Here is a 22086-nt window from a genome sequence, read left to right as displayed (position 1 = left end):
GGTTGTCATTTCCTTGAAGTCTAACGTACGTTTGAATCATACAAACGATTGAATGACGGAAAATGCGAGAGCTCTGACGTACTCGCTCGAGACCCTTGGAGACGTTCCGCATGACTTCCCAGCCCCTGCAGGTCGCACGGACCTGTCCTTACGCTCCGCCGGCCCAGCACGTCGAGATGCGCGACAACGGCGGCATCACCCGGGTGCGGCTGCCCAATGGCCGGGAGGCCTGGGCGCTGAGCCGCATGGATCACCTCCGGGCCATGCTGTCCGACCCGCGCTTCAGCTCCGATCGCGACAATCCGCACTATCCCTCGTTCCGCGCCGATGAAGTGCCCCCGTCCGGCGGCGGGGGCAGGATGCTCATCAACATGGATCCGCCGGAGCACGGTCCCGCCCGGCGCGCGATCACCGGCGAGTTCAGCCTGCGGCGCGTGGCCGAGCTCCGGCCGCGCATCCAGGAGATCGTCGACGAGCTGATCGATGCGATGCTGGCCGGTCCGCAGCCGGTCGATCTGGTGCGGGCGTTCTCCCTGCCGGTGCCCTCGCTGGTCATCTGCGAGATGCTCGGTGTGCCGTACACCGACCACGACTTCTTCCAGGCCCACACCGCGACCATGGTCAACCGCGATACGCCGCCCGACGAGCTGCAGAAGACGATGCAGGCGCTGTGGCTCTACTTGGCCGAGCTGGTGCAGGGCAAGAGCCGTGAGCCGGGCGACGACGTGCTGAGCCGGCAGCTCGCCGACGGCGCCGCTCCGGAGGACGTGATCGCGCTGGCGTTCCTGCTGCTGGTCGCGGGCCACGAGACCACGGCGAACATGATCTCGCTGGGCGTCCTGACCCTGCTCGAACGGCCGGAGCACCTGGCCGCGCTGCTCGCCGACCCGTCGGGCACCCAGATGGCGGTCGAGGAGCTCCTGCGCTACTTCACCATCGTCGAGTTCGGCAACTCGCGCGTGGCCACGGACGACGTGGAGCTCGCCGGGACGACGATCCGCGCCGGCGAGGCCGTCGTCTCGCTGAGCAACGCGGCCAACCACGATCCGGAGGTCTTTCCCGAGGCGGACCGGCTGAAGCTCGACCGCGGCGCCCGCAACCACCTGGCCTTCGGATACGGCCGGCATCAGTGTCTCGGGCAGAACCTCGCCCGGCTGGAGCTGGAGATCGTCTTCAACACCCTCTTCCGGCGGGTGCCCTCGCTGCGGCTCGCCGTGCCGGCCGAGGAAGTGCCGTTCAAGGACGACGCCGAGATCTATGGCATCCACCGGCTTCCGGTGGCGTGGGACGCCTGACCGGGAAGCCCGGCCATGAATACATCCAGGGAGGCTCAAATGAGAATTCTGCTCGATGAGGACAAGTGCGTCGGGGCCGGACAATGCGTGCTGGCCGCCGGCGAGGTGTTCGATCAGCGCGACGAGGACGGCATCGTCGTGCTCCTCGACGGACACCCCGACGAGGCGAGACGGGGCGAGGTCGAGACGGCCGCGCAACTCTGCCCGGGGCAGGCCATCGAGGTCAGGACCGACTGACCGGCCGAACCTGGCGCCGCGGCGCTCAAGGGCGGCGGAAGGTGTGGCGATAGGCCAGCGGTGACACCCCGACCGAGGCGTGCAGGTGCTGGCGCAGCGAGACCGTGGTGCCGAAGCCGGCCCGCCTGGCCACCTCCTCGACCCCGAGGTCGGTCGTCTCCAGCAGGTGCCTGGCCTGCTCGACCCGCTGCAGGTTGAGCCAGCGGGCCGGGCTCATGCCGGTCTCCTCCCGAAAACGCCTGGTGAAGGTCCGTACGCTCATGCTCGCGTGCTCGGCCAGCGCGTCCAGGTCCAGGGGCGTGTTCAGCTGGGTGAGCATCCAGGTGCGGGTGGTGGCCGTGCCGGTGCCGGTGGCGGGCGGCACGAGGCGCTCGATGTACTGGGCCTGGCCGCCGTCCCGCCAGGGTGGCATGACGCACCGCCGGGCCGCCCGGTTGGCCACCTCGCTGCCGTGGTCGCGCCTGATCACGTGCAGGCACAGGTCCAGCCCGGCCGCGATGCCCGCCGAGGTCAGCACGTCGCCGTCGTCGATGAACAGCACGTCGGCGTCCAGCTTGACCCGGGGGAACAGCTTGGCGAAGCGGCCCGCCTCCCGCCAGTGCGTGGTGGCGGGCCGGTCGTCGAGCAGCCCGGCGGCGGCCAGCACGAACGCGCCCGTGCAGATCGACATCACCCGGGGCCGTCCCTGCAGCGCCTCGCGCAGCTCGCCGTCGATGGTGCCGTCGCGCAGCACCTGCCCGCCGTGGACGCCGGTCACCAGCACCGTGTCCGCGCTGTCGAGCACGCCGAGGTCGTGGTCGGGCAGCACGGTATAGCCGGCCGAGCAGCGTACGGGGGCGCCGCCGGGCGAGCAGGTCACCACCTCGTACAATCGCTCCCCGGCCGGCGACTCCGCGGTCCGGAACACCTGCCCCGGCGTCCCCAGGTCGAGCGGGGCGAAGCGGTCGAGCACGACGACCGCGATCCGATGCACCATGGCCGAATTCTTTCACATATTGGCCATCCGGCCACTCACGCCCGTATGACCAGATAAATCAGGATTGGCGAATGACCCTGAGCACCACCACCAGGCGTCCCCGGCTGCACAGGGCCTGGTTCGTCGCCGCCGTCGCGTTCGTGGCCATCCTGGGCGCCGCCGGCTTCCGGGCCACGCCCGGCGTGCTGATCACCCCGCTGCAGGACGAGTTCGGCTGGAGCAAGGGCACGATCTCCCTCGCCGTCTCGATCAACCTGGTGCTCTACGGCCTGACCGCGCCCTTCGCCGCCGCCCTGATGGACCGCTTCGGCATGCGCCGCGTGGTCGCCCTCGCCCTGCTGCTGGTCGCGGCCGGCAGCGGCCTCACGACCCTGATGACGGCGAGCTGGCAGCTCCAACTGCTGTGGGGCGTGCTCGTCGGGCTCGGCACGGGGTCGATGGCGCTGGTGTTCGCGGCGACGGTGACCGACCGGTGGTTCGTCCGGCATCGGGGGCTCGTCATGGGCGTGCTGACGGCGGCGGGCGCCACCGGCCAGCTCGTCTTCCTGCCCGTGCTCGCCCACCTCGCCCAGGGGCCGGGCTGGCGGGTGGCCGCGCTGACCGTCGCCGCGGCGGCTCTGGCCGTGGTGCCCTTCGTCTGGTGGCTGCTGCGCGACCGTCCCGAGGACGTGGGCACCACCGCGCTGGGAGCGAATCCGGACGAGTCCCGTACCCTCCCTGTCGGCACGAACGCGGCGGTGCGGGCGCTGACGGTGTTGCGGTCGGCGGCGCGTACCCGCCCGTTCTGGTTTCTCGCCGGCGGCTTCGCGATCTGCGGCGCCAGTACGAACGGGCTGGTCAGCACGCACTTCATCCCGGCCGCGCACGATCATGGCATGGCCGAGCCGGCCGCCGCGGGACTGCTCGCCGTCGTCGGGATCTTCGACATCGTGGGCACGGTCGCCTCGGGCTGGCTCAGCGACAAGATCGACCCCCGGAAGCTGCTGGCCGTCTACTATGCGCTGCGCGGACTGTCGCTGATGGTCCTGCCGAGCCTGTTCGCGGCCACCACCGAGCCCAGCATGCTGATCTTCATCGTGTTCTACGGCCTGGACTGGGTGGCGACCGTGCCGCCCACGGTGGCGCTGTGCCGCAGCATCTACGGCAGCGACGGGGCCGTGGTGTTCGGCTGGGTGTTCGGCTCGCACCAGGTGGGCGCGGCGATCGCCGCCGTCGCGGCCGGCCTCACCCGCGACCAGCTCGGCGCCTACGACTACGCGTGGTACGGCGCCGGCCTGCTCTGCCTCCTGGCCACCGGCATGTCGCTGGCGATCAGGCATGCTAGGACGCGATGAACGACGCAGAGCTGATGGTCCTGCCGCTGGTGGTCAGGATCGAACGGGCCACCCCGCCCGAGCGCACCGATGCCATGGAAGCGGCCGCGATGGCCGTGCTGAGCCTGCTCGACGACCCCGGCGAATGGGTCGCGGAGCTGCACGCCTGGGAGGTCACCGGAAGGATCCGCAAGGTGGTGCGCCGGGCCAGGGGCGCCGAGTGGCGCCGGGCGGTCGCGCTGCCGGGCCGCACGATCGAGCACCGTACGGCCGAGGTGCGGGTGCACCCGCCCGTGCCGCTGGACGCCTGGCCGCGCGACCTGGCCCGGCTGCAGGTGTCCGGCACGGAGCTGACCGACACGGCCGAGCCGGGGTCCGCCGTGCCGCCGACCCTGTGGGCCAACCCCGCGCTGGCGATGTCGGCGGGCAAGGCGATGGCGCAGGCCGGGCATGCCGCCCAGCTCGCCTGGTGGGCGAGCGACGCCGCCGAACGCGCCGCCTGGCGGGCCGCGGGGCTGGCGGTGTCGGTGCGCACGGCCGCCGCGGCGGCCTTCGAGGAGAAGGTCGCGGCGGGTCTGCCGGTGGTGCGCGACGCCGGGTTCACCGAGATCGAGCCGGGTTCGTGCACGTTCGTCGCCGAGGCTCCCTGGCTCTACGGCAAGGTGACTCGATCTTGACCACCTGACGTCCGCAGAAGGCCGTACAAATGTCAAGATGACACTTCGGTAGCTTCTGGCGCGGAACAGTGGAATATGTCGTACGCTCCCGTCGTGCTCGATGGGGATGATGAGACCGAAGGTTCCCTTGTGAGAACCGCAGACAGACCGGGAACCCCTGCCTCCTCGCCCCGGCGCTCCCGCATCGGCGACATACGGATGCGGGATGTCTACCGGGGGCTTGCCGTGGTCGCCACGCTGGCGGTCGCCGCCACAGCGGTGGTCATGGCTCTCCCGTCGACGCCGGACGAGGCCGGCGCCCGGCCGGTCGCCGCGCCATCGGTCGGGCCCGCCTCGTCCGGCCCACCGCCGTCCGCCGACGCGGAGCCGATCTCGGTCGCCTCCGTTCCGGCGCCCTCGGCCTCGGCGTCCGCGTCACCCTCCGTGTCGGTCTCGGCGTCGGTCTCGGCGTCGGCCAGGCCGACGCCCACCCCCGGCGCGTCGCTCGCCCCCGGATACACGGCCATGGAGGCCCTGTACGCCGACGCGCGCGTCCCCAGGCTGCCCGGCAAGATCAAGCGCCTGTCCCTGCCCGCCAGGTCCAAGCGGGTGATCAAGGACAAGCGCAGCGGCCTGGTCGTGCCCGACCTCGGCAAGCCGTGGAAGACCTACCGCGCGGCCCCGTTCACCAGCCGGCAGATGTTGCCCAAGAACCGCCGCGACGGCCGGCGCGGCATGCTGCTGACCTGCCCGCTGCCCATCGAGGAGCAGGACACCCCGCGCGACACGGCGCTGCTCGCCGCCCGGTGGACGCTCAACCACCATCCCGAGGGCGCCAAGATCCGCTGGCTGGGTTCGCAGCCCGCCAAGGACGGCTGGACGCTGGTCTATCAGGTCACTTACGGCAAGCGCAGTTCCCGGGCCGCCGTCGTGGTATCGGACGGTGGAATGGCGAAGCCGGGGCTGGCGTTTGTGTCAGTGCCGGACACGCAACGCAACCGCTGGCGCGACATCAGCCGCATCATCGCCGGGGTGCGTGGCCTGGGTTAGCTCGACACCGCGGCGAACAGGGGAGTATCAGGTGGAACGTGCTGGATCGCCGCAGGTGCCCAACGGCAAGAAGGCCAAGCCGCCGTGGCGCGCCGAAGGGCTGCCCGGCACCCCGGGAGGCCGACCCAAGATCAACTGGTGGCGGTTCGGCCTCACGCTGCTGGCCGTCTACGCCGCCTTCTTCTTCATCTCTTCCTTCTTCGACAGCGCGCCGGTGGAGACGGTCTCCTACACCCAGTTCACCCAGCAGGTGGACGCCAAGAACGTCAAGGAGATCTACGCCACCGGCCTGTCCGTCGAGGGCAAGCTGAAGGTCGCCGCCACCGATCCGGCCAGTGACAACGAGTCCTATACGGAGTTCCGTACCGAGATCCCGACCTTCGCCAACACCGACCAGCTCTCCCAGAAGCTGCAGTCGGCCAGTGTGGAGATCAGGGCCGAGCCGCTCGGCTCCGGCCGCGGCTTCTTCCTCAACCTGCTGCTGTCCCTGCTGCCCGTGCTGCTGCTGGCCGGGCTGTGGATCTGGATCATGCGCCGTGGCGCGAGCATGATGGGCGGCGGTGGCGGGCTCGGCGGCCTCGGCAAGTCCAAGGCGGCCAAGCCGGTCGAGGCCGGCCAGGTGCGGGTCACGTTCGAGGACGTCGCCGGCATCGACGAGGTGGAGAACGAGCTCGTCGAGATCGTCGACTACCTCAAGGACCCCGGCAAATACCGCAGGCTCGGCGCCAAGCTGCCCAAGGGCGTGCTGCTCGCGGGCCCTCCCGGCACCGGCAAGACGCTGCTGGCCAGGGCGGTCGCGGGTGAGGCCAAGGTGCCGTTCTTCTCGGCGAGCGCGTCGGAGTTCATCGAGATGATCGTCGGCGTCGGCGCGTCCCGGGTGCGTGACCTGTTCGAGGAGGCGCGCAAGGTGGCGCCCTCGATCGTGTTCATCGACGAGATCGACGCCATCGGCCGGGCCCGTGGCGGCGCGGGCGGCCTCGGCGGGCACGACGAGCGCGAGCAGACGCTCAACCAGATCCTCACCGAGATGGACGGCTTCTCCGGGGCCGAAGGCGTGATCGTCATCGGCGCCACGAACCGGCCCGAGGTCCTCGACCCGGCGCTGCTGCGCCCCGGCCGGTTCGACCGCACCGTCCAGGTCGGGCTGCCCGACGCGGCCGGCCGTACCGCGATCCTCCAGGTGCACAGCAGGGGTGTGCCGCTCGACGGCGAGGTCGCCCTCGACCGGCTCGCCAAGATCACCCCCGGCATGACCGGCGCCGACCTGGCCAACCTGGTCAACGAGGCGGCCCTGCTCGCGGCCAAGCGCGGCCGGGAGAAGGTGGGCATGGGCGACTTCGCGGACGCGCTGGAGAAGCTGCAGCTCGGCGCCGCCCGCAGCATCGTGATGCCCGAGGAGGAGCGCACCAGGACGGCCTACCACGAGGCCGGCCACGCGCTGCTGGGCATGCTGCAGCCCGGCGCCGACCCGGTCAGGAAGATCTCCATCATCCCGCGCGGCCGCGCGCTCGGCGTCACCCTCTCCACCCCCGACACCGACCGCTACGCCTACGACGAGCAGTATCTGCGCGGCCGCATCACCGGCGCGCTCGGCGGCATGGCGGCCGAGGACGTCATCTACGGGGTCATCACCACCGGAGCCGAGAACGACCTGGAGCAGGTCACCATGATCGCGCGCGGCATGGTCGGCCGCTGGGGGATGTCGGCCAAGGTCGGGCCGCTCACCATCCTGCCGAACGACGGCCAGCCGCAGGCCTCGCCCGCCACGCTCGCCATCGTGGACGAGGAGACCCGGCGGATCGTGGACGAGTGCTACGAGCGGGCGGTGCGGATCCTCACCGACAACCGCGACAAGCTCGAAGGCATCGTGGCCGCCCTGCTGGAGCACGAGACGCTGGACGAGCACAGCGCCTACGCCGCCGCCGGGCTGCTGGGCGCCGAAAAGGCCGAGCCTTTGGCGAAGAGTTAGCGTAAGACCGGATATAGGCACAGGCGGTGCCGGGCACGTCTCCCTGAACGACATTCGGGGGGACCTGCCGTGACACTGATGGACGAGCTGCTCGCCGAGCTCGGTGAGCCCGGCCTGGAGCAGATCGCCGGGATGCTCGGCACCGACCTCGCCACGGCCCGCTGGGTCATCCAGGCGGCGGGCGGCATCATCGTGGCGGGCCTGGCCCGTGGCGCCGAGCACCCGGAGGGCGCCGAGGCGCTGCGCTACGCGCTGGACGAGCACATGGACACCGACCCGTTCAACAGCGACGTCGCGTCGCTGACGCGCGACGGCCAGCACATCCTGGCGCACGTGCTGGGCGGCCAGGGCGTCGAGTACGTCGCCGAAGGGCTGGCGCGGCTCGCCGACGCCGACGTGGGCGGCCTCATGAAGGTGCTGCCGCTGCTCGCCCCGATGATCATGTCGCTGTTCGCCGGCCGGGCCGGCATGGACACCAGGACCATGACCGCCGACCTGCGCCGGGAGCGTGCGGCCGGTCCCGCCGGGCTGGAGGAGCTGATCGGCGGCATCCTCCACGGCCTCTTCGGCGACCCCGTGGCATCGGCCGCAGGCGGTGAGGGGGCGGGTGACCGGTAAGCTGAGACGGTGATCGTCCTGGCCTCAGCCTCCACCGCCCGACTGGCCCTGCTGCGCAGCGCCGGCCTCGACCCCAAGGTGATCGTGAGCGGGGTCGACGAAGAGGCGTTCACCGCCCACAGCCCCGCCGCGCTCAGCCTCGCCCTGGCCAGGGCCAAGGCCGCCGCGGTCGCCGAAGGCCTGGACGAGGGCGTGGTCATCGGCTGCGACTCCATCCTGGAGCTCGACGGCCGCCCTTACGGCAAGCCTGCCACCACCGACGAGGTCATCGAGCGCTGGCGGATGATGCGCGGCAGGACCGGCCGCCTCGTCACCGGCCACTGCGTGATCGACGTGCCGTCGGGCCGGCAGGCCGCCGAGGTGGCCACCACCGTGGTGCACTTCGGGCAGCCTTCCGAGGAGGAGATCGCCGCCTACGCCGCCACCGGCGAGCCGCTCCACCTGGCGGGGGCGTTCAGCATCGACGGGCGCGGCGGCTGGTTCGTCGACGGCATCGACGGCGACCACGGCAACGTCCTCGGCATCTCGCTGCCGCTGCTGCGCACCCTGTTCGACGATCTCGGCTACACGGTGACCGCGTTCTGGCGCTAGCCTGCCGGGCATGCGAGCAGTGCGCGACTTCGCCTCCGGTGTCGGCTTTTTCATGCAGGGTGTGGGCTGGGTCGCCCGAAACGGCCGCTGGTGGCTGTTCGGGCTGATTCCGGCGGTGATCGCGTTCGCCGTCTACGTGGTGGCGTTGATCCTCCTCGGCAAAAACGCGTCCGCCCTGGCGGAGTTCCTCACGCCGTTCGCCGACTCGTGGGCGTGGCGTGAGTTCTTCCGCACCACGGTCGCCATCGCCATCTTCCTCGGCGGGCTGGCGCTGGCGGTGCTCACCTTCGCCGCGCTCACGCTGACCATCGGCGAGCCGTTCTACGAGAAGCTGTCGGCCAAGGCCGACGTGCTGGAGCAGGCCGACGAGCAGCCCTGGTGGCGGACGCTGCCGCGCTCCATCAAGGACAGCCTGATCACGCTGGCGTACGTGCTGCTGTTCACCGTCCCGCTGTTCTTCCTCGGGTTCATCCCGGTGTTCGGGCAGACCGTGGTGCCGGTGCTCGGGGCCGCCGTCTCGGGCTTCTTCCTGACGATCGAGCTCACCACCCTGGCGCTGGAGCGCCGGGGGATGGCGCGGAAGGAGCGCTTCGCCCTGCTGCGCCGGAACAAGGCGGTGGCGCTGGGCTTCGGCGTGGTGGTCTTCCTGCTGTTCCTGGTGCCGTTGGTGGCGGTCATCGCGATGCCGGCCGCCGTCGTGGGCGGCGCCCTGCTCGTCCGCCAGCGCCTCACCTCGGCACCGGAAACGCCGTAAACGGCGCTCTTTCCACCCACGCTGTACGTCTTTCCCCTCGGGTCGTGCGCCCCTTCGGCGCTCTTTCCACAGGCTGTACGTCACCTCCGGCGTTCGTCCACAGAACCCGGTTCTGTGCCTTCGGGGGGTACGCCGCTCCGGCACTCTCCTTGTCCATGACGACCAACGCCTACGAGCCCTGCCTCACCCTGACCAGCCCCGCCGATGTGCTGGCCGCTGTGCCCTATCTGGTGGGGTTCCACCCGGTGGACAGCCTTGTCGTGATCGGCCTCGATCGCGGCCGGGCCAAGGTGGCGGCCCGCTGGGGGCTGCCGCTGCCGCCGGGCGCGCTGGCGCCGCTCGTGCCGCTGTTCGAGCGGGAGGCGGTGAGCGAGGTCGTCGTGGTCGGCTACGGTCCCGGCGAGCACGTCACCCCCGCCGTCGACGAGGCCAGGGGGCTGGCGGAGCAGGCCGGGGTGGAGGTGGGGGAGGCGCTGCGCGCGGACGACGGCCGTTTCTGGTCCTACGTCTGCGACAGCACGCTGTGCTGCCCGCCCGAGGGCACCCCCTACGATCCGAGGTCCAGCCGGATAGCGGCCGAGGCGACGGTGCGCGGCCTGGTCGCGCTGCCCGACCGCCAGGCCCTGGAGCACACGATCGCGCCCGTCACCGGCCCCGTCCGGGTGGCGATGCGCAGGGCGACCGCCGAGGTCGTGCGCGACCTGCGCGCCCGGCTGACCGCCTGCGGCGACGCCGATGCCTTCGCGAAGGAGTTCACGGCCGAGGGACTCGCCAGGGTCCGCGCGGCACTGACCGCCGGTGGCCGCCTGGACGACGTGGCGGCGGCCAGGCTGGGCCTGGACCTCGCGGTGATCAGGGTGCGCGACGAGGCCTGGACGCTCCTTGAGGAGTGCCACGCCGGGCTCTGGAAGGATCTCACCCGCCGCCTGGAGCCGCCCTTCGTGCCGGCGGCGGCCTCGCTGCTCGCCATGGCCGCCTGGCGATCAGGAGACAGCATCCTGGCCACCATCGCCCTTGCGCGCGCGCTCACCGCCGACCCGCACTATTCCATGGCCAACCTGCTCATGCACGCCCTGCAGCACCTCATGCCCCCGGGCATGCTCAGCGGGCGCCTGCCGTCCCCGGCGGAGCTCGACACCGCCATGGGCGAGGCTCGGGCCGGCTGGCTGCTCCCACTGCTCGACCGGATCGGCGACGACGATCCGCCGCCAGGGGACGGGGGCGTCGATGTCACACGTGGTTAGTCCAGGGTGCCCTCTTCACGTTTGCGACGGTCGTTGTAGGCGCGCATGCGCTGGGGATAGCCCGTGAGCTGCACGTCATAGACCGGTAAGGCAAGGTCCCGGGCCACTTTGCCGATCACCGCGGGGGAGCCGACCCTGCGCCTGGTCCATTCGCCGTCATCGGCGACGGCGACGGCCGTCGTGTCGGTCGCGAACGTCTCGGGTTCTACGTAGAACTCAACGCCACGCCGCGAACGGGCGAAGGCGATGAGCGCTTCGATGTCGGCGTCCGTCGCCTCACGATCGTACTTCGCGATCTTCGGGCCACGCCGCCGCCGGAGGCCGTAACGGTCTCGCCATCTCATGGATCCTTTTTATACCGTCAACCGGCTCAGCGCGTCGGGGTGATCTAGGGGATACCTCCGGGATTCACCCGATGCCATATCTCGTGGCCGTACCGCAGTATGGGAGATGACAGTCCGACCGAAGGAGAGGCATGGCTCTTATGGCTGGGGTACCCACACCATCGAAGCCGGGACAGGTGCCGCCAGCACATCTGCGCGTCACCGACCAGGACCGCGAGCACGTGGTCGAGCACGTCCAGGCCGCTTACGCGGAAGGCCGTTTCGACAAGCTCGAGTTCGACGAGCGGCTGGAGCGCGCGATGACGGCGCGCACGCACGGCGACCTGATGCCCATCATGTCGGAGCTGTACGGCACGCGGTCGGTGCCCCGGCTGGCTCCGCCCGCGCCCCTGGCCGGTAAGGAGGCGCCGCCCGAGAGCAACGAACGCCTCGGCGCGTCCGCGGCGCACCTGCTCGCCCTCCTCGGGTTCCCCATCATCGGCCCGCTCATCATGCTGCTGACGGGCGGCAAGACCTCGCCTTACATCCGGCGCCACGCGATGGAGGCGCTCAACTTCCACCTCACGGTCACGGGCGCCACCTTCCTGCTGCCGTTCACCGTCATCGGCATCGTGCTCCTGCCGGTGATCTGGGTGGCCGCCATCGTCCTGTCCATCGTGGGCGGCGTCGCGGCCCTCTCCGAAACCGCCTTCCGCTACCCGCTCACGGTCCGGTTGATCAAGTAGCTTCACTTTTCCGTACTCGCAACCCGCCTTCGCACGCTGAGGGCGGGTTTGTCGTTCCCGGCCCGCCGGCCGCCAGCGCCCGGCGGGCATGTCGTTCCCAGCCTGCGCCGGTCACAGCGTCCGGGGGTTGGTCGTTCCGAGCCCGCGCCGGTCACCGGCGGGTTTGTCGTTCCCGGCCCGCTGGCCGTCAGGCTCCGTACTCAGGTGTGGTGCTGCGGGAGGGTCAGGTTTGCCGCACCTTGGCGTAGTGGCGGGCCGCTCGGGCGCGGTTGCCGCAGCCGCCCGAGCACCACTCGCGCCGTGTCTCGCGGACGAAGTGCAGGATGCAGCCAGGTCCCTGGCAGGCGTACACCTTGTGTCGTGACGGTCCGCCGAACAGGATGATCGCGTCTTCGGCGAGCGCCGAGAGCACGGCTGCCACCGGTCGGCCGGCGGTGCACACCACCACCTGCGGCTCGGCCTCCCCTGGCCGATCTGTGCCGCCTCCGTCCTGGTCTGGTCGGTTCGTGCCGCCCTCGTCCTGTCCGGCCGGCTGGTGGCCGGGCCCGTCTCGTTCGAGGTGTAGTTCGTGCCAGCGCGGGGTCTGGCGGGCGTGGCGGTTGAGTGTCTCGACCGCGTCGGGGTCGGCGCGGTGGCCGGCTGCGGCTCCGGCCGCCAACCGCCGGATCGCCTCCCGGGACCCAAGGGCGAGGCGCAGGTCGTCGGCGGTCACGTCGAGCAGGTCGGCGTCCGTCAAGGGGGTCGCGAGGCGCGAACGTACGTCACGCAGCCAGGCGGCCAGGTGCTCGACGGTCTCCAAGCCCTCCCGGGGCTGGCCGCGCACCGCATAGGCGGTGTTGCCGAGCTCGATCGGCAACGGCTCACCGAGGAGCGGGGCTCCGCCACTGGGGAGATCGGCGACTTCCATGCTTCTAACGGTACCGGCCGTTTGACGCCATGAGAAACATGCGCCACTATCTAACGATAGAACGCCCATTTATCCGTTAGAAAATAGTCTGTCATCGACGGACCCCGGAGGTTCCGCATGAGCACGCTCCAGACAGGCCATGTCGGCCTGAACGTGACCGATCTCGCCCGTTCGATCGCCTTCTACCGGCAGGTCTTCAACTTCGAGATCTTCGGCGAACAGACCGAGGGCACACGCAAGTTCGCCTTCCTCGGCCGCGACGGCACCCTGCAGGTGACGCTGTGGCAGCAGAGCGAGGGTGCTTTCGCCACCGGCCTGCCCGGACTGCACCATCTGTCGTTCCAGGTGCCCGACCTCGAGGCTGTCCAGCGCGCTGAGGCCGTCCTGCGCGAGCTCGGGGCGGAGCTGGTCTACGACGGGATCGTCCCGCATGGCGAGGGCGCGTCCTCCGGCGGTGTGTTCTTCACGGACCCCGACGGCATCCGCCTGGAGATCTACGCCCCGGCCGGCGCCGATGCCGCACCAGCGCCCACGCAGGGCGCACCGACGTGCGGGTTCTTCTAGAGCCAGCGATCCGGGGGCCGATGCGGCCCGGACCCGACCAAGGAGCGTCATGCGTCACGAAGGCGGACCAGTCATGCGTCACGAAGGCGAACGACTCGTGCAGCGCCGGGCCGGCGTCACCGGTGACGGCCGGGGGTCGGCCGGCGTGAGCGCCGTCATCCCACCGGTGGCCGCGGAGTTCCTCAGCCGGCAGCGCATGCTGGTGATCGCCGCCGCCGACGACGACGGGACGGTCTGGGCCAGCCTGCTCACCGGCCCCGAGGGCTTCACCACCGCGCCCGCGACCCGTACCGTCGTCGCGCATGCGCTGCCTCGCGACGGTGATCCGCTCGCCGGTCGCTTCGACAGCGAGCGGGACATCGGCATGCTCGCCATCGAGCCGGCCAGCCGCCGGAGGATGCGGGTCAACGGCAGAGCCCGCAAGGACGGCGACCGGCTCCTCGTGCACACCGAGCAGGTGTACGCGAACTGCCCGAAATATATCCAGACCCGCACGGTGGCCGAGGACGACCTCCCCGCGACGACCTCGACGGCGCTCACCACCAGCACGCTGAACGCCGACCAGGTGCGGTGGATCAGCGCGGCTGACACGTTCTTCGTGGCCACCCACGCGGCCGGGCTGGGCGCCGATGTGTCACACCGCGGCGGCAACCCCGGCTTCGTCACCGTGACCGGCGACCGGCGGCTCACCTGGCCGGACTACGTCGGCAACTCGATGTACATGACGCTGGGCAACCTTGAGCTCGAGCCGCGCTGCGGCCTGCTGTTCGTCGACTGGGAACGCGGCCACGCCCTGCACCTGACCGGCCGCGCCCGCGTCGACTGGTCGCCGGAGCGGGCCGCGGCGGTGCCCGGCGCCCAGCGGCTGGTCGACTTCGACGTCGACCGGGTCGTCCAGGTCACCGGCGCCACCGGGCAGCGCTGGGCGTTCGGTAAGTACTCCCGCTTCAATCCCGCCCACAAGGAATCATGATGCGCGTCACCGTCGACATGAACCTCTGCCAGACCCATGCCCAGTGCGTCTTCGCCGCACCAGAGGTGTTCGCCCTCGATGAGGACGACGCACTGGTGTACGACGCCACACCGGACGACACCGACCCGCGCGCCCTCGACGAGGCCATCCGAGCCTGTCCCGTACAGGCCATCACCGTGGACGAGACCTGACAGCGGATATCCCGCCCGGCCGGGCTCCGCGCCGCGACCTGCCGGTCAGGTCGCGGCGGCTGTCGGGGCCGGAGCGCGGGAGGTTGTGCCTGCTTGTGTCGGCAGCGGCGCTCGACATGCCCGGCCGTCGGCTCCTGCCTGACCGCCTGCTCGCCCGTCGCCTACGATCGCCTCATGATCGTCAGCACAGATCGCCCGATCGCCGCACAATGATCACCAAGGAGTACGCATGACGCGCCCGCCTGTCCCGCCCTTCACCGCCGAGACCGCCGGCGCCAAGGTCCAGTCCGCCGAAGACGCCTGGAACACCCGCGACCCCGAGCGTGTCGCGCAGGCGTACACGCCGGAGTCGGTCTGGCGTAACCGCGACCAGTTCGTCGCCGGCCGCCAGGAGATCGTCGCCTTCCTGACGCGCAAATGGGCGAAAGAGCTCGACTACGCGCTCCGTAAGGAACTCTGGGCCTTCACCGACGACCGCATCGCGGTGCGCTTCCAGTACGAGTCGCATGACGCCGACGGGCAGTGGTGGCGCAGCTATGGCAACGAGTTGTGGGAGTTCGACGAGAACGGGCTGATGGCACGCCGGGAGGCCAGCATCAACGACCTCCGGATCACCCCCGCCGAGCGCAGGATCTTCGGGCCCCGCCCGCAGGACGAGCACGGCCTGCCGTTCCCCCTGGCCTGACCGGTCTCCGGCTGACCACCCCTGCCCGACTCGCCTGCCCGGTCCCCGCCCGTCCAAGGTCGGCGGCCCGCCGGTCGATGTCCGGCTCGTCCGAGCGTGGTCAGCGTGCGGTGAGGTTGCGAGGGCCGGCTCATGCGAGCGGGGTCAAGGTGCGATGTGGTTGCGCAGGGCCAGCTCGTCTGGGTACGGGCGGAAGTACGTCTGCTCCTGTAGGTAGGCCGCCTTCTCGCCGCGTGCGTGGTGCCGGAGCAGGGCTATGGGCACGCTCAGCGCCACCTGCCTGCCCCGGTACGACTCGATCACGTCGAGCAGGTCGTCGCGGCGGAGGCCGTCGAGGTCCAGCATGCCGAGGCAGTGCTGCAGGGTGTTCACGTGGCGTCCGACCGTCGTCCGGTTGGCCAGCGCCCGCTGGAACGCCTCGGCGTACTCGACGGCGAGGCGATCGCGAGGCCGGGTGCCGGACGCGGCGGCCAGGCGGCCCGTCTCCTGGTACGAGGCGTGGGACATGATCTGCATCTTGTGCCTGGCCTGAAAGGCCATCAGATCGCGGGGCCGCCAGTCGCCGTCGAGCAGGGCGCGTAGCCGGGCATGGGCGAAGACCCGTTCGACGAACGCCTCACGCAGGACCGGGTCGTGCAGCCGGCCTTCGTCCTCCACCGGCAGCAGGGGGCAGGCCGCCAGCACCGCGGCCGCGAACAGGCCGCGCTGACGGTGGTCGACGACGGTGGGGCCCCGGTGCAGGGCCACGCCGTGGACTCCGCAGCTCGGGCTCTTGGCCTTGAAGACGTAGCCGTCGGCGTCCAGCCGCGCGATGCGGGAGGCGGCCAGCGTGCCGATCGACTCGGTGTGGTCCTGACGCGTCGTGCCGGTGATGAGGCGGGGGCCGCCCGGTGCGTACTCAAGACGCAGTGTGTCGCGGGGCGTGCCCAAGCCGATCTCCATCTCCGGGCAGATGGGCACCCAGTCGACATGCTCCGAGAGCAGGTGACGCAGGAAGCGATCCTGGCTGTGGCCGCCGTTGTAGCGCACGGGCGCGCCGAGCAGGCAGCTCGAGACAGCGATCCGCGGCCGCTGACTGTCCCCCATCCCTGCCTCCTTCCCCGAACTGCCGCGGCAACGCGACCCAGGTGAAGGGGCATCGGCTGTTGATGTCAGACCATGCTGATGGTGTCAGACCGTAAGGTCCGCGCCCTGAGGGCGTCAGAGCATCAGGGAGCGGACCGTTTCCACCGTGTCGGCGTCCTCGGCGCGTTTGTCGGGGCGGTAGCGGAGGACTCGGGCGAAGCGCAGCGCCATGCCGCCGGGGTAGCGGGGGGAGCGCTGCACGCCGTCGAAGGCGATCTCCACCACCAGCTCGGGGCGCAGGGGGACCGTCCACTCGTCGGCGGGGCCGGTGGCCAGCTCCAGGAAGCGCTCGGTCTGCCAGGCGAGGAGCTCGTCCGTCAGGCCCTTGAAGGTCTTGCCGAGCATGACGAAGCCGCCGGTGTCCGGATCGCGGGCGCCCAGGTGGAGGTTGGACAGCTTGCCCTCACGGCGGCCGTGACCCCATTCGGCGGCCAGCACGACCAGGTCGAGGGTGTGCCGGGGCTTGACCTTGATCCAGCCGGCGCCTCTGCGGCCAGCGGCGTAGGGGGAGGTGAGGGACTTGACGACCAGGCCCTCGTGGCCCGCCTTGATCACATCAGTGAAGAACTCCGTGGCCGCCGTCACGTCGGAGGTGACCAGACGGGGGGTGAGCAGGCCCGGTGGGACGGTCGCGGCGAGGATCGCCTGCCGCTCGGCGTAGGGGAGGTCGAGCAGGTCGGCGCCGCCGACCCTGAGCGCGTCGAAGAAGAACACGTGCAGCGGCGTCTGCTCCCGCAGCCGGGCGACGTCGATCCTGCTGCGGGTGCGGGCGGCCGTCACCTGGAAGGGGTGCGGGCGGCCGTCCGGGCGCAGGGCGATCACTTCGCCGTCGAGCACCAGGTCGTCGACGGGCAGCGCGAGCATGGCCTCCACCAGCTCGGGGATCTGGGCGGTGATGTCGTCGAGGGTGCGGGTGAACACCTTGACCTCTGTGCCGGAGCGGTGCGCCTGGACGCGGATGCCGTCGAGCTTCCACTCCAGGGCCGCCGGGGTGCCGGCCTTCTCCAGCGCGGCGGCGACCTGGGGGACGCTGCCGGCGAGCATCGGGGAGACGGCGCGGCCGACCTCCAGCTTGAAGGCCCGCAACCGCTCCACTCCGCCGGCCAGCGCGGCCGCGCCGACCGCGGGCAGCCAGCCGCGCAATGTCAGCGCTCGCCGCACGTCGGCGGACGGGGCGCCCGACGCCTTGGCGATCGCCTCGATCATCACGCCGTCGAGCGCGCCCTGCCGCAGCTCGCCGCCCAGCAGCTTGAGCATGAACGCCTGCTCCTGGCTGGTGAGCCCGGCGAACAGCTGCGTCACCAGGGTCTTGCGGGCCGCCTGCGAGCCTTGGCCGGACACCGCCTTGATCTTGCTCAGCAGGGCGTCGACGTCGGTGAGCGTGGCCGTGGCGGCCAGCTTGGGGCTCGGCAGGTCCTGCAGCCCGCGCCAGCCCACGCCGACCTGGCGCTGCGGCAACTCGCCCGACAGGTAGGAGATGGCGATCTCCGCCTCGTCGGCGCCCACCCGGCCGAGCAACTCCGCCAGGTGGCCGATCTTGCCGAGCCGCGCGGACGTGCGCGTCACCGCCTCGGACACCCGGACCACGTCGATCAGAAGCACACCGCTATGTTGCCTCAACCCGGCGACAATTCCGCAACCCGGGCAACGCCGTAACCAAAAGGCCGCGCCCGCCCGAGGACGAAGGCCGGGTCAGGGCAAGCACCGGCCGAAGCGGTGGGTGGTCTGAGGTAGCCGGGGGCCGTACCGGAAGGCGGGGCGGGGCCGTACGGGAAAGTCAGCGAGGCCGTACCGGAAGGCGGGGCCGTACGGGAAAGTCAGCGAGGCTGTGCCGGAAGGCGGGGCGGGGCGTACTGGAAAGTGGGTGGGGGTGTGCTGGGTGGGCCGCCTGGTGGGCAGGGGTTGGGTGCGGGACCTGGGTCCTGCCCACCGGGTGGCGGGTTAGCGTACGCCGAGGAGGTCCACGACGAAGATGAGCGTCTCACCCGGCTTGATGCGGGCGCCGGCGCCGGCGTTGCCGTAGCCGAGGTGCGGCGGGATGACGAGCTTGCGGCGGCCGCCGACCTTCATGCCCGCGACCCCCTGGTCCCAGCCCGCGATGACCCGGCCGCCGCCGAGCGGGAACTCGAAGGCCTGGCCGCGGTTCCAGGAGGCGTCGAACTCCTCTCCAGTGGAGAAGGCGACGCCGACGTAGTGGACGCTCACGGTGTGACCCGGCTTGGCCTCGGGGCCGTCCCCCACGGTGATGTCCTCGATCTTCAGGTCGGCGGGCGGGTTGCCCTCCGGGAAGTCGATCTCCGGCTTCTCGAGTGCCACGAAGTGCTCCTGATGACGATGGGAATGAACCCGACGACTCTATGCGCTCGGGATATGGTCATCGTCCATGGCCACCCTTTCTCCCGATGCGATCCTGCTCACTGGACGCGTAGCCGTGGTCACCGGAGGCGCCCGAGGGATCGGCCGGGCCGTCGCGGAGGCGTTCGAAGTCTTCGGCGCACACGTCGCGGTCTGTGACCGGGACCTGCCAGACCGGGACGAGTCACACCAGGATCGGTCGGATCGAGGCCAAGCGGACCGGGGTGGACAAAGCGGGGGCGAGGGGAGTGCCGGGCTGGCGATGACGTTGGATGTGCGGGATCCGGTGGCGGTGGGGGTGTTCGCGCAGGCGGTGGCCGAGCGGTGGGGCCGGGTGGACGTGCTGGTCAACAACGCGGGCGGGACGTTCCACGCGCCGTTCGCCGAGGTGTCCGCCAAAGGCGAGCGGACGCTGATCGAGGAGAACTTCACCCAGGTCACCGGCATGATCCGGAGCATGCTGCCGTTCATGGGCGCGGGCGCGTCGATTATCAACATCACCTCCAGCGAGGCCCATCAGGCGGCGCCCGGGTTCGCCGTCTACGCGGCGATGAAGGCGGCGCTGGAGAGCCTGACCCGGTCGCTGGCGCTGGAGCTGGCCCCGCGCGGCATTCGGGTGAACGCGATCGCCCCCGACGCCCTGCCTACGGCGGGGGAGTCGGGGGTGCGGGAGCGCATGCCGACCGGCCCGTTCGAGCCGGTACGGATCCCGCCGCTCGGCCGGTTAGGCGATCCGGGCGACGCGGCGGGCGCCGCGATCTTCCTGGCCGGCGATCTGGCCAGGTTCGTCACAGGCGCCACCGTGCACGTGGACGGCGGCATCCACGCGGCGGGCGGCTGGCGGCGCGTCTGACGGTCACCGGCGGCCGGCGGCTCCGACGGTCACCAGCGGTTGGCTCCCACGGTCACCAGCTCTGGTGCAGGGGCATGCCCTCCGCGTAGCCGGACGAGCCCTGGATGCCGACGACGGCTCGCTCGTGGAACTCCTCCAGGTCCGCCGCCCCCGCGTACGTGCACGAGGAGCGCAGCCCGGCCACGATGGCGTCGATCTGGTCCTCCACGCTGGGCCGCCGCGGGTCGAGGTACATCCGTGAGGTGGAGATGCCCTCCTCGAACAGTGCCTTCCTGGCCCGGTCGAACGGACTGTCCTCGGCGGTGCGCAGCCGTACGGCGCGGGCGGAGGCCATGCCGAAGTTCTCCTTGTACTTGCGGCCGTCCGCGTCGGTGCGGGCGTCGCCCGGCGACTCGTACGTGCCGGCGAACCAGGAGCCGATCATCACGTTCGCCGCGCCGGCCGCGAGGGCGAGCGCCACGTCGCGCGGGTGGCGCACGCCGCCGTCGGCCCACACGTGCCGGCCGAGCCGCCGGGCCTCGGCCGAGCACTCCAGCACGGCGGAGAACTGCGGCCGGCCGACGCCGGTCATCATCCGGGTGGTGCACATCGCGCCGGGGCCGACGCCGACCTTGATGATGTCGGCGCCCGCGTCGACCAGGTCGCGCACCCCGCCGGCGGTCACCACGTTGCCCGCCGCGACGGGCACGCCGGGGTCGAGCGCCCGTACGGCCGTCAGAGCGGAGATCATCTTGTCCTGGTGGCCGTGGGCGGTGTCGACGACCAGGCAGTCGACGCCGGCTTCCAGCAGTTCCTTGGCCTTGGCGGCGACGTCGCCGTTCACGCCGACGGCGGCGGCGACCCGGAGCCTGCCCCGGGGGTCGAGCGCCGGGGTGTAGAGGGTGGCGCGCAGGGCGCCGGTACGGGTCAGGATGCCGACCAGGCGGCCGTCGCCGTCCACGATGGGCGCCAGCCGGTGCCGGCCGTCGTGCAGCCGGTCGAAGGCGGCGCGCGGGTCGAGCCCGGCGGGCAGGGTGAGCAGCTCGCTGGACATCACCTGGGCGAGCTGGGTGAACATGTCCACGCCCTGGCAGTCGGCCTCGGTGACCACGCCGACCGGCCGGTTGTCCCAGTCGACGACGATGACGGCGCCGTGCGCGCGCTTGGGCAGCAGGCGCAGGGCCTCGCCGACGGTGTCGTGCGGGGTGAGGGTGAGGGGGGTGTCGTGCACCAGGTCGCGTTTCTTGACCCAGTCGACGACGTCGGCGACGACGTCGAAGGGGATGTCCTGCGGGATCACGGTGATGCCGCCTCTGCGCGCGATGGTCTCCGCCATCCGGCGGCCGGCCACCGCGGTCATATTGGCCACGACGAGCGGGATGGTGGTGCCCGTGCCGTCGTGGGTCGAGAGGTCCACCGCGAGCCGGGAGGTGACCGCCGACCGCGACGGGACCATGAACACGTCGCTGTAGGTCAGGTCGTACTGCGGCTCCATGCCGTTCAAGAATTTCACGTTCATCCATCTTATGAGGTGACAGGGGGCACTAGAGGATTTCCCCCTTTCTCGGTGGCTTATGATCGGGCCGGGTACTTACCGGGGGATGGAGAGGCGTTTGGACGTCACGAATCGGGACGAAGTGATCGTCGTCGGCTTTGCCGTACGCACCATGAACGCCGACGAGCTGGACCCGGTCCGGGCGAAACTGCCCCCGTTGTGGCAGCGAGCGGGGGCTCCGGGAGCGTTCGCGCACGTGGCCGGCCGCGTCGACGAGCGCCTGTACGCGGTGCTCACCGACTACGAGAGCGACCACCACGGCGCCTACACCCAGATCGTCGGCTGTGCGGTGCGCACGGTGCCGCGGCTGCCCGAGGGCATGGTCGCGGTGCGCGTGCCCGCGGCCAGGGTGCTCAAGGTCGAGGCGCGCGGGCCGATGCCGCAGGCGATCATCGACGCCTGGCAGCAGGTGTGGAAGCACACCGAGTCCGGGGGCGCGCCCGCCCGGTCCTTCACCACCGACCTCGAGGTGCACCACCCCGACGGCGCGGACCTCTACGTCGCCGTCTAGCCGCTCGGCATCCCGAGCGCGGCCAGCGCGGCCGCGACGGCGACGGGGCGCACCTCGGCCGTCGGCAGGTGCGCGTACACCACCGTGCAGTCGGCCATCCCGCCGAGCGCCACGGTCGCCCTGATGTGCTGCTCCTGGGTGATCTCGGGGCCCAGCAGCAGCGAGATGATCTCCCGCCGCCAGGCGAACATGCGCCCGGCCAGGTCGGTGCCGGACAGGACCGCCAGGTCGCGCACCAGCATGACCAGGACGTCCCGGTGCTGCCAGCTGAGGTCGAAGTAGTCCTCCAGCAACGTGCGGGCGTCACCTGGCTCGCGCTCGGCCACGAACCGGTCCAGGTCGTCCACCAGCGGCTGGATGATGCTCCTGACGAGGTCCTCGCGCGAGGCGAAGTGGTAGTAGAGGGCGGGCTTGGTGATGCCCAGCTCGTCGGAGATCTGGCGCAGGCTGGTCTGCTGCACGCCCTGCCGGACGAACAGCTCCCGCGCCACCGCCTGGATGCGCGCCTTGGTGTCACTCGGCCTGGCCATGGGACCACCCTAATCCTTACCTATCGTTAAGTAAGTCCTTGTGCCCACGGCCGACCCTGACTTACCATCCGTTAAGTAAGGAGGTT

26 protein-coding genes are annotated in these 22086 nt (G+C 71.0%); 17 read left to right on the top strand and 9 right to left on the bottom strand.

The features are described 5' to 3' along the window. Positions 1-110 precede the first annotated feature (110 nt). On the top strand, positions 111-1295 hold the full coding sequence (locus tag OHA68_RS44505; protein ID WP_327105629.1) for a cytochrome P450: 1185 nt from the start codon (positions 111-113) through the stop codon (positions 1293-1295). A 39-nt stretch (positions 1296-1334) separates the two neighbouring features. Then, positions 1335-1532 (top strand): ferredoxin, encoded by a 198-nt coding sequence (locus OHA68_RS44500; RefSeq protein ID WP_189141029.1) that lies wholly within the window; start codon positions 1335-1337, stop codon positions 1530-1532. Between the two features lie 25 nt (positions 1533-1557). On the opposite strand, the gene OHA68_RS44495 is transcribed toward OHA68_RS44500, so the two are convergent. Beyond that, positions 1558-2508 carry a GlxA family transcriptional regulator gene (locus tag OHA68_RS44495; protein WP_189141028.1) on the bottom strand — a complete coding sequence of 317 codons (951 nt, stop codon included), beginning with the start codon at positions 2506-2508 and terminating at the stop codon, positions 1558-1560. Positions 2509-2579: 71 nt separating this feature from the next. Between OHA68_RS44495 and OHA68_RS44490 the strand changes: the two genes are divergently transcribed. Beyond that, positions 2580-3842, top strand: a complete 1263-nt coding sequence (locus OHA68_RS44490; protein ID WP_327105628.1) for an MFS transporter — start codon at positions 2580-2582, stop codon at positions 3840-3842. Then, positions 3839-4498, top strand: a complete 660-nt coding sequence (locus OHA68_RS44485; RefSeq protein ID WP_327105627.1) for a peptidyl-tRNA hydrolase — start codon at positions 3839-3841, stop codon at positions 4496-4498. The genes OHA68_RS44490 and OHA68_RS44485 overlap by 4 nt, the downstream gene beginning before the upstream one ends. A 209-nt stretch (positions 4499-4707) precedes the next feature. Here the strand turns inward: OHA68_RS44485 and OHA68_RS44480 are convergent, their stop codons facing one another. After that, entirely contained in the window at positions 4708-5004 is a 297-nt protein-coding gene (locus OHA68_RS44480; RefSeq protein WP_327105626.1) for a hypothetical protein, read from the bottom strand. On the opposite strand from OHA68_RS44480, the gene OHA68_RS44475 reads away from it, so the two are divergent. The 6 genes from OHA68_RS44475 to OHA68_RS44450 all read left to right on the top strand — a co-directional run bounded on the left by OHA68_RS44475 (position 5003) and on the right by OHA68_RS44450 (position 10703). After that, the gene (locus OHA68_RS44475; RefSeq protein WP_327105625.1) at positions 5003-5527 is read left to right on the top strand and encodes a hypothetical protein; all 525 of its coding nucleotides are present in this window, start codon (positions 5003-5005) and stop codon (positions 5525-5527) included. The two genes, OHA68_RS44480 and OHA68_RS44475, sit on opposite strands and share 2 nt — an antisense overlap. Positions 5528-5558: 31 nt before the next feature. Then, complete coding sequence (gene ftsH / locus OHA68_RS44470) at positions 5559-7496, top strand: ATP-dependent zinc metalloprotease FtsH (protein WP_189141023.1); 1938 nt, start codon at positions 5559-5561, stop codon at positions 7494-7496. Positions 7497-7574: 78 nt separating this feature from the next. Further along, positions 7575-8114: a DUF937 domain-containing protein gene (locus OHA68_RS44465; RefSeq protein ID WP_327109630.1), complete on the top strand. Its 540-nt coding sequence runs from the start codon at positions 7575-7577 to the stop codon at positions 8112-8114. 9 nt (positions 8115-8123) lie between these two features. Next, positions 8124-8705, top strand: coding sequence for a Maf family protein (locus OHA68_RS44460; RefSeq protein ID WP_327105624.1), 582 nt, complete (start codon positions 8124-8126; stop codon positions 8703-8705). Between the two features lie 10 nt (positions 8706-8715). Further along, a complete protein-coding gene (locus OHA68_RS44455; RefSeq protein WP_327105623.1) occupies positions 8716-9459 on the top strand; it encodes an EI24 domain-containing protein in 744 nt (247 codons plus the stop codon). 155 nt (positions 9460-9614) lie between these two features. Beyond that, positions 9615-10703: a DUF4192 domain-containing protein gene (locus tag OHA68_RS44450; RefSeq protein ID WP_327105622.1), complete on the top strand. Its 1089-nt coding sequence runs from the start codon at positions 9615-9617 to the stop codon at positions 10701-10703. Here the strand turns inward: OHA68_RS44450 and OHA68_RS44445 are convergent. Continuing rightward, on the bottom strand, positions 10700-11047 hold the full coding sequence (locus tag OHA68_RS44445) for a hypothetical protein (RefSeq protein ID WP_189141018.1): 348 nt from the start codon (positions 11045-11047) through the stop codon (positions 10700-10702). The two genes, OHA68_RS44450 and OHA68_RS44445, sit on opposite strands and share 4 nt — an antisense overlap. A gap of 176 nt (positions 11048-11223) precedes the next feature. On the opposite strand from OHA68_RS44445, the gene OHA68_RS44440 reads away from it, so the two are divergent. Beyond that, positions 11224-11772, top strand: a complete 549-nt coding sequence (locus OHA68_RS44440; protein ID WP_327105621.1) for a DUF1707 and DUF4870 domain-containing protein — start codon at positions 11224-11226, stop codon at positions 11770-11772. 223 nt (positions 11773-11995) lie between these two features. Here OHA68_RS44440 and OHA68_RS44435 read toward each other — a convergent pair whose 3' ends face one another. Beyond that, entirely contained in the window at positions 11996-12679 is a 684-nt protein-coding gene (locus OHA68_RS44435; protein ID WP_327105620.1) for a CGNR zinc finger domain-containing protein, read from the bottom strand. 117 nt (positions 12680-12796) lie between these two features. Here OHA68_RS44435 and OHA68_RS44430 point away from each other — a divergent pair, with 117 nt between their 5' ends. From OHA68_RS44430 to OHA68_RS44415, 4 genes are all read left to right on the top strand, one after another. Then, positions 12797-13243 (top strand): VOC family protein, encoded by a 447-nt coding sequence (locus OHA68_RS44430; protein WP_189141015.1) that lies wholly within the window; start codon positions 12797-12799, stop codon positions 13241-13243. A 73-nt stretch (positions 13244-13316) separates the two neighbouring features. Then, positions 13317-14216, top strand: a complete 900-nt coding sequence (locus tag OHA68_RS44425) for a pyridoxamine 5'-phosphate oxidase family protein (protein ID WP_327105619.1) — start codon at positions 13317-13319, stop codon at positions 14214-14216. Continuing rightward, the gene (locus OHA68_RS44420; protein WP_327105618.1) at positions 14213-14407 is read left to right on the top strand and encodes a ferredoxin; all 195 of its coding nucleotides are present in this window, start codon (positions 14213-14215) and stop codon (positions 14405-14407) included. The genes OHA68_RS44425 and OHA68_RS44420 overlap by 4 nt, the downstream gene beginning before the upstream one ends. A 229-nt stretch (positions 14408-14636) precedes the next feature. Further along, positions 14637-15092 carry a nuclear transport factor 2 family protein gene (locus OHA68_RS44415; protein WP_327105617.1) on the top strand — a complete coding sequence of 152 codons (456 nt, stop codon included), beginning with the start codon at positions 14637-14639 and terminating at the stop codon, positions 15090-15092. A gap of 144 nt (positions 15093-15236) precedes the next feature. On the opposite strand, the gene OHA68_RS44410 is transcribed toward OHA68_RS44415, so the two are convergent. From OHA68_RS44410 to OHA68_RS44400, 3 genes are all read right to left on the bottom strand, one after another. Continuing rightward, positions 15237-16178, bottom strand: a complete 942-nt coding sequence (locus tag OHA68_RS44410) for a YbgA family protein (protein WP_327105616.1) — start codon at positions 16176-16178, stop codon at positions 15237-15239. Between the two features lie 114 nt (positions 16179-16292). Next, a complete protein-coding gene (locus OHA68_RS44405) occupies positions 16293-17819 on the bottom strand; it encodes an ATP-dependent DNA ligase (protein WP_327105615.1) in 1527 nt (508 codons plus the stop codon). Positions 17820-18158: 339 nt separating this feature from the next. Continuing rightward, complete coding sequence (locus OHA68_RS44400) at positions 18159-18533, bottom strand: FKBP-type peptidyl-prolyl cis-trans isomerase (protein WP_189141010.1); 375 nt, start codon at positions 18531-18533, stop codon at positions 18159-18161. 67 nt (positions 18534-18600) lie between these two features. On the opposite strand from OHA68_RS44400, the gene OHA68_RS44395 reads away from it, so the two are divergent. After that, positions 18601-19425 carry an SDR family NAD(P)-dependent oxidoreductase gene (locus OHA68_RS44395; RefSeq protein WP_327105614.1) on the top strand — a complete coding sequence of 275 codons (825 nt, stop codon included), beginning with the start codon at positions 18601-18603 and terminating at the stop codon, positions 19423-19425. A 52-nt stretch (positions 19426-19477) separates the two neighbouring features. On the opposite strand, the gene OHA68_RS44390 is transcribed toward OHA68_RS44395, so the two are convergent. Then, entirely contained in the window at positions 19478-20917 is a 1440-nt protein-coding gene (locus OHA68_RS44390) for a GuaB1 family IMP dehydrogenase-related protein (RefSeq protein WP_327105613.1), read from the bottom strand. Positions 20918-21017: 100 nt separating this feature from the next. Between OHA68_RS44390 and OHA68_RS44385 the strand changes: the two genes are divergently transcribed. Beyond that, complete coding sequence (locus OHA68_RS44385; RefSeq protein ID WP_189141007.1) at positions 21018-21470, top strand: GyrI-like domain-containing protein; 453 nt, start codon at positions 21018-21020, stop codon at positions 21468-21470. Here OHA68_RS44385 and OHA68_RS44380 read toward each other — a convergent pair. After that, positions 21467-22000: a TetR/AcrR family transcriptional regulator gene (locus OHA68_RS44380; RefSeq protein ID WP_327105612.1), complete on the bottom strand. Its 534-nt coding sequence runs from the start codon at positions 21998-22000 to the stop codon at positions 21467-21469. The two genes, OHA68_RS44385 and OHA68_RS44380, sit on opposite strands and share 4 nt — an antisense overlap. Positions 22001-22086: the final 86 nt, after the last annotated feature.

It is taken from the genome of Nonomuraea glycinis (assembly GCF_035920485.1).
Classification (GTDB): domain Bacteria; phylum Actinomycetota; class Actinomycetes; order Streptosporangiales; family Streptosporangiaceae; genus Nonomuraea; species Nonomuraea glycinis.
Note: the sequence above shows the minus strand (reverse complement) of the source record. Positions and strands in the feature narration are given on the sequence as shown.

Excerpts from the sequence above, each read along its gene's own strand:
- OHA68_RS44505 (WP_327105629.1), top strand. The coding sequence starts at position 111 with ATGACTTCCCAGCCCCTGCAGGTCGCACGGACCTGTCCTTACGCTCCG.
- OHA68_RS44500 (WP_189141029.1), top strand. The coding sequence starts at position 1,335 with ATGAGAATTCTGCTCGATGAGGACAAGTGCGTCGGGGCCGGACAATGC.
- OHA68_RS44495 (WP_189141028.1), bottom strand. The coding sequence starts at position 2,508 with ATGGTGCATCGGATCGCGGTCGTCGTGCTCGACCGCTTCGCCCCGCTC.
- OHA68_RS44490 (WP_327105628.1), top strand. The coding sequence starts at position 2,580 with ATGACCCTGAGCACCACCACCAGGCGTCCCCGGCTGCACAGGGCCTGG.
- OHA68_RS44485 (WP_327105627.1), top strand. The coding sequence starts at position 3,839 with ATGAACGACGCAGAGCTGATGGTCCTGCCGCTGGTGGTCAGGATCGAA.
- OHA68_RS44475 (WP_327105625.1), top strand. The coding sequence starts at position 5,003 with ATGGAGGCCCTGTACGCCGACGCGCGCGTCCCCAGGCTGCCCGGCAAG.
- OHA68_RS44480 (WP_327105626.1), bottom strand. The coding sequence starts at position 5,004 with ATGGCCGTGTATCCGGGGGCGAGCGACGCGCCGGGGGTGGGCGTCGGC.
- OHA68_RS44465 (WP_327109630.1), top strand. The coding sequence starts at position 7,575 with ATGGACGAGCTGCTCGCCGAGCTCGGTGAGCCCGGCCTGGAGCAGATC.
- OHA68_RS44455 (WP_327105623.1), top strand. The coding sequence starts at position 8,716 with ATGCGAGCAGTGCGCGACTTCGCCTCCGGTGTCGGCTTTTTCATGCAG.
- OHA68_RS44450 (WP_327105622.1), top strand. The coding sequence starts at position 9,615 with ATGACGACCAACGCCTACGAGCCCTGCCTCACCCTGACCAGCCCCGCC.
- OHA68_RS44445 (WP_189141018.1), bottom strand. The coding sequence starts at position 11,047 with ATGAGATGGCGAGACCGTTACGGCCTCCGGCGGCGGCGTGGCCCGAAG.
- OHA68_RS44435 (WP_327105620.1), bottom strand. The coding sequence starts at position 12,679 with ATGGAAGTCGCCGATCTCCCCAGTGGCGGAGCCCCGCTCCTCGGTGAG.
- OHA68_RS44430 (WP_189141015.1), top strand. The coding sequence starts at position 12,797 with ATGAGCACGCTCCAGACAGGCCATGTCGGCCTGAACGTGACCGATCTC.
- OHA68_RS44425 (WP_327105619.1), top strand. The coding sequence starts at position 13,317 with ATGCGTCACGAAGGCGAACGACTCGTGCAGCGCCGGGCCGGCGTCACC.
- OHA68_RS44420 (WP_327105618.1), top strand. The coding sequence starts at position 14,213 with ATGATGCGCGTCACCGTCGACATGAACCTCTGCCAGACCCATGCCCAG.
- OHA68_RS44415 (WP_327105617.1), top strand. The coding sequence starts at position 14,637 with ATGACGCGCCCGCCTGTCCCGCCCTTCACCGCCGAGACCGCCGGCGCC.
- OHA68_RS44410 (WP_327105616.1), bottom strand. The coding sequence starts at position 16,178 with ATGGGGGACAGTCAGCGGCCGCGGATCGCTGTCTCGAGCTGCCTGCTC.
- OHA68_RS44395 (WP_327105614.1), top strand. The coding sequence starts at position 18,601 with ATGGCCACCCTTTCTCCCGATGCGATCCTGCTCACTGGACGCGTAGCC.
- OHA68_RS44380 (WP_327105612.1), bottom strand. The coding sequence starts at position 22,000 with ATGGCCAGGCCGAGTGACACCAAGGCGCGCATCCAGGCGGTGGCGCGG.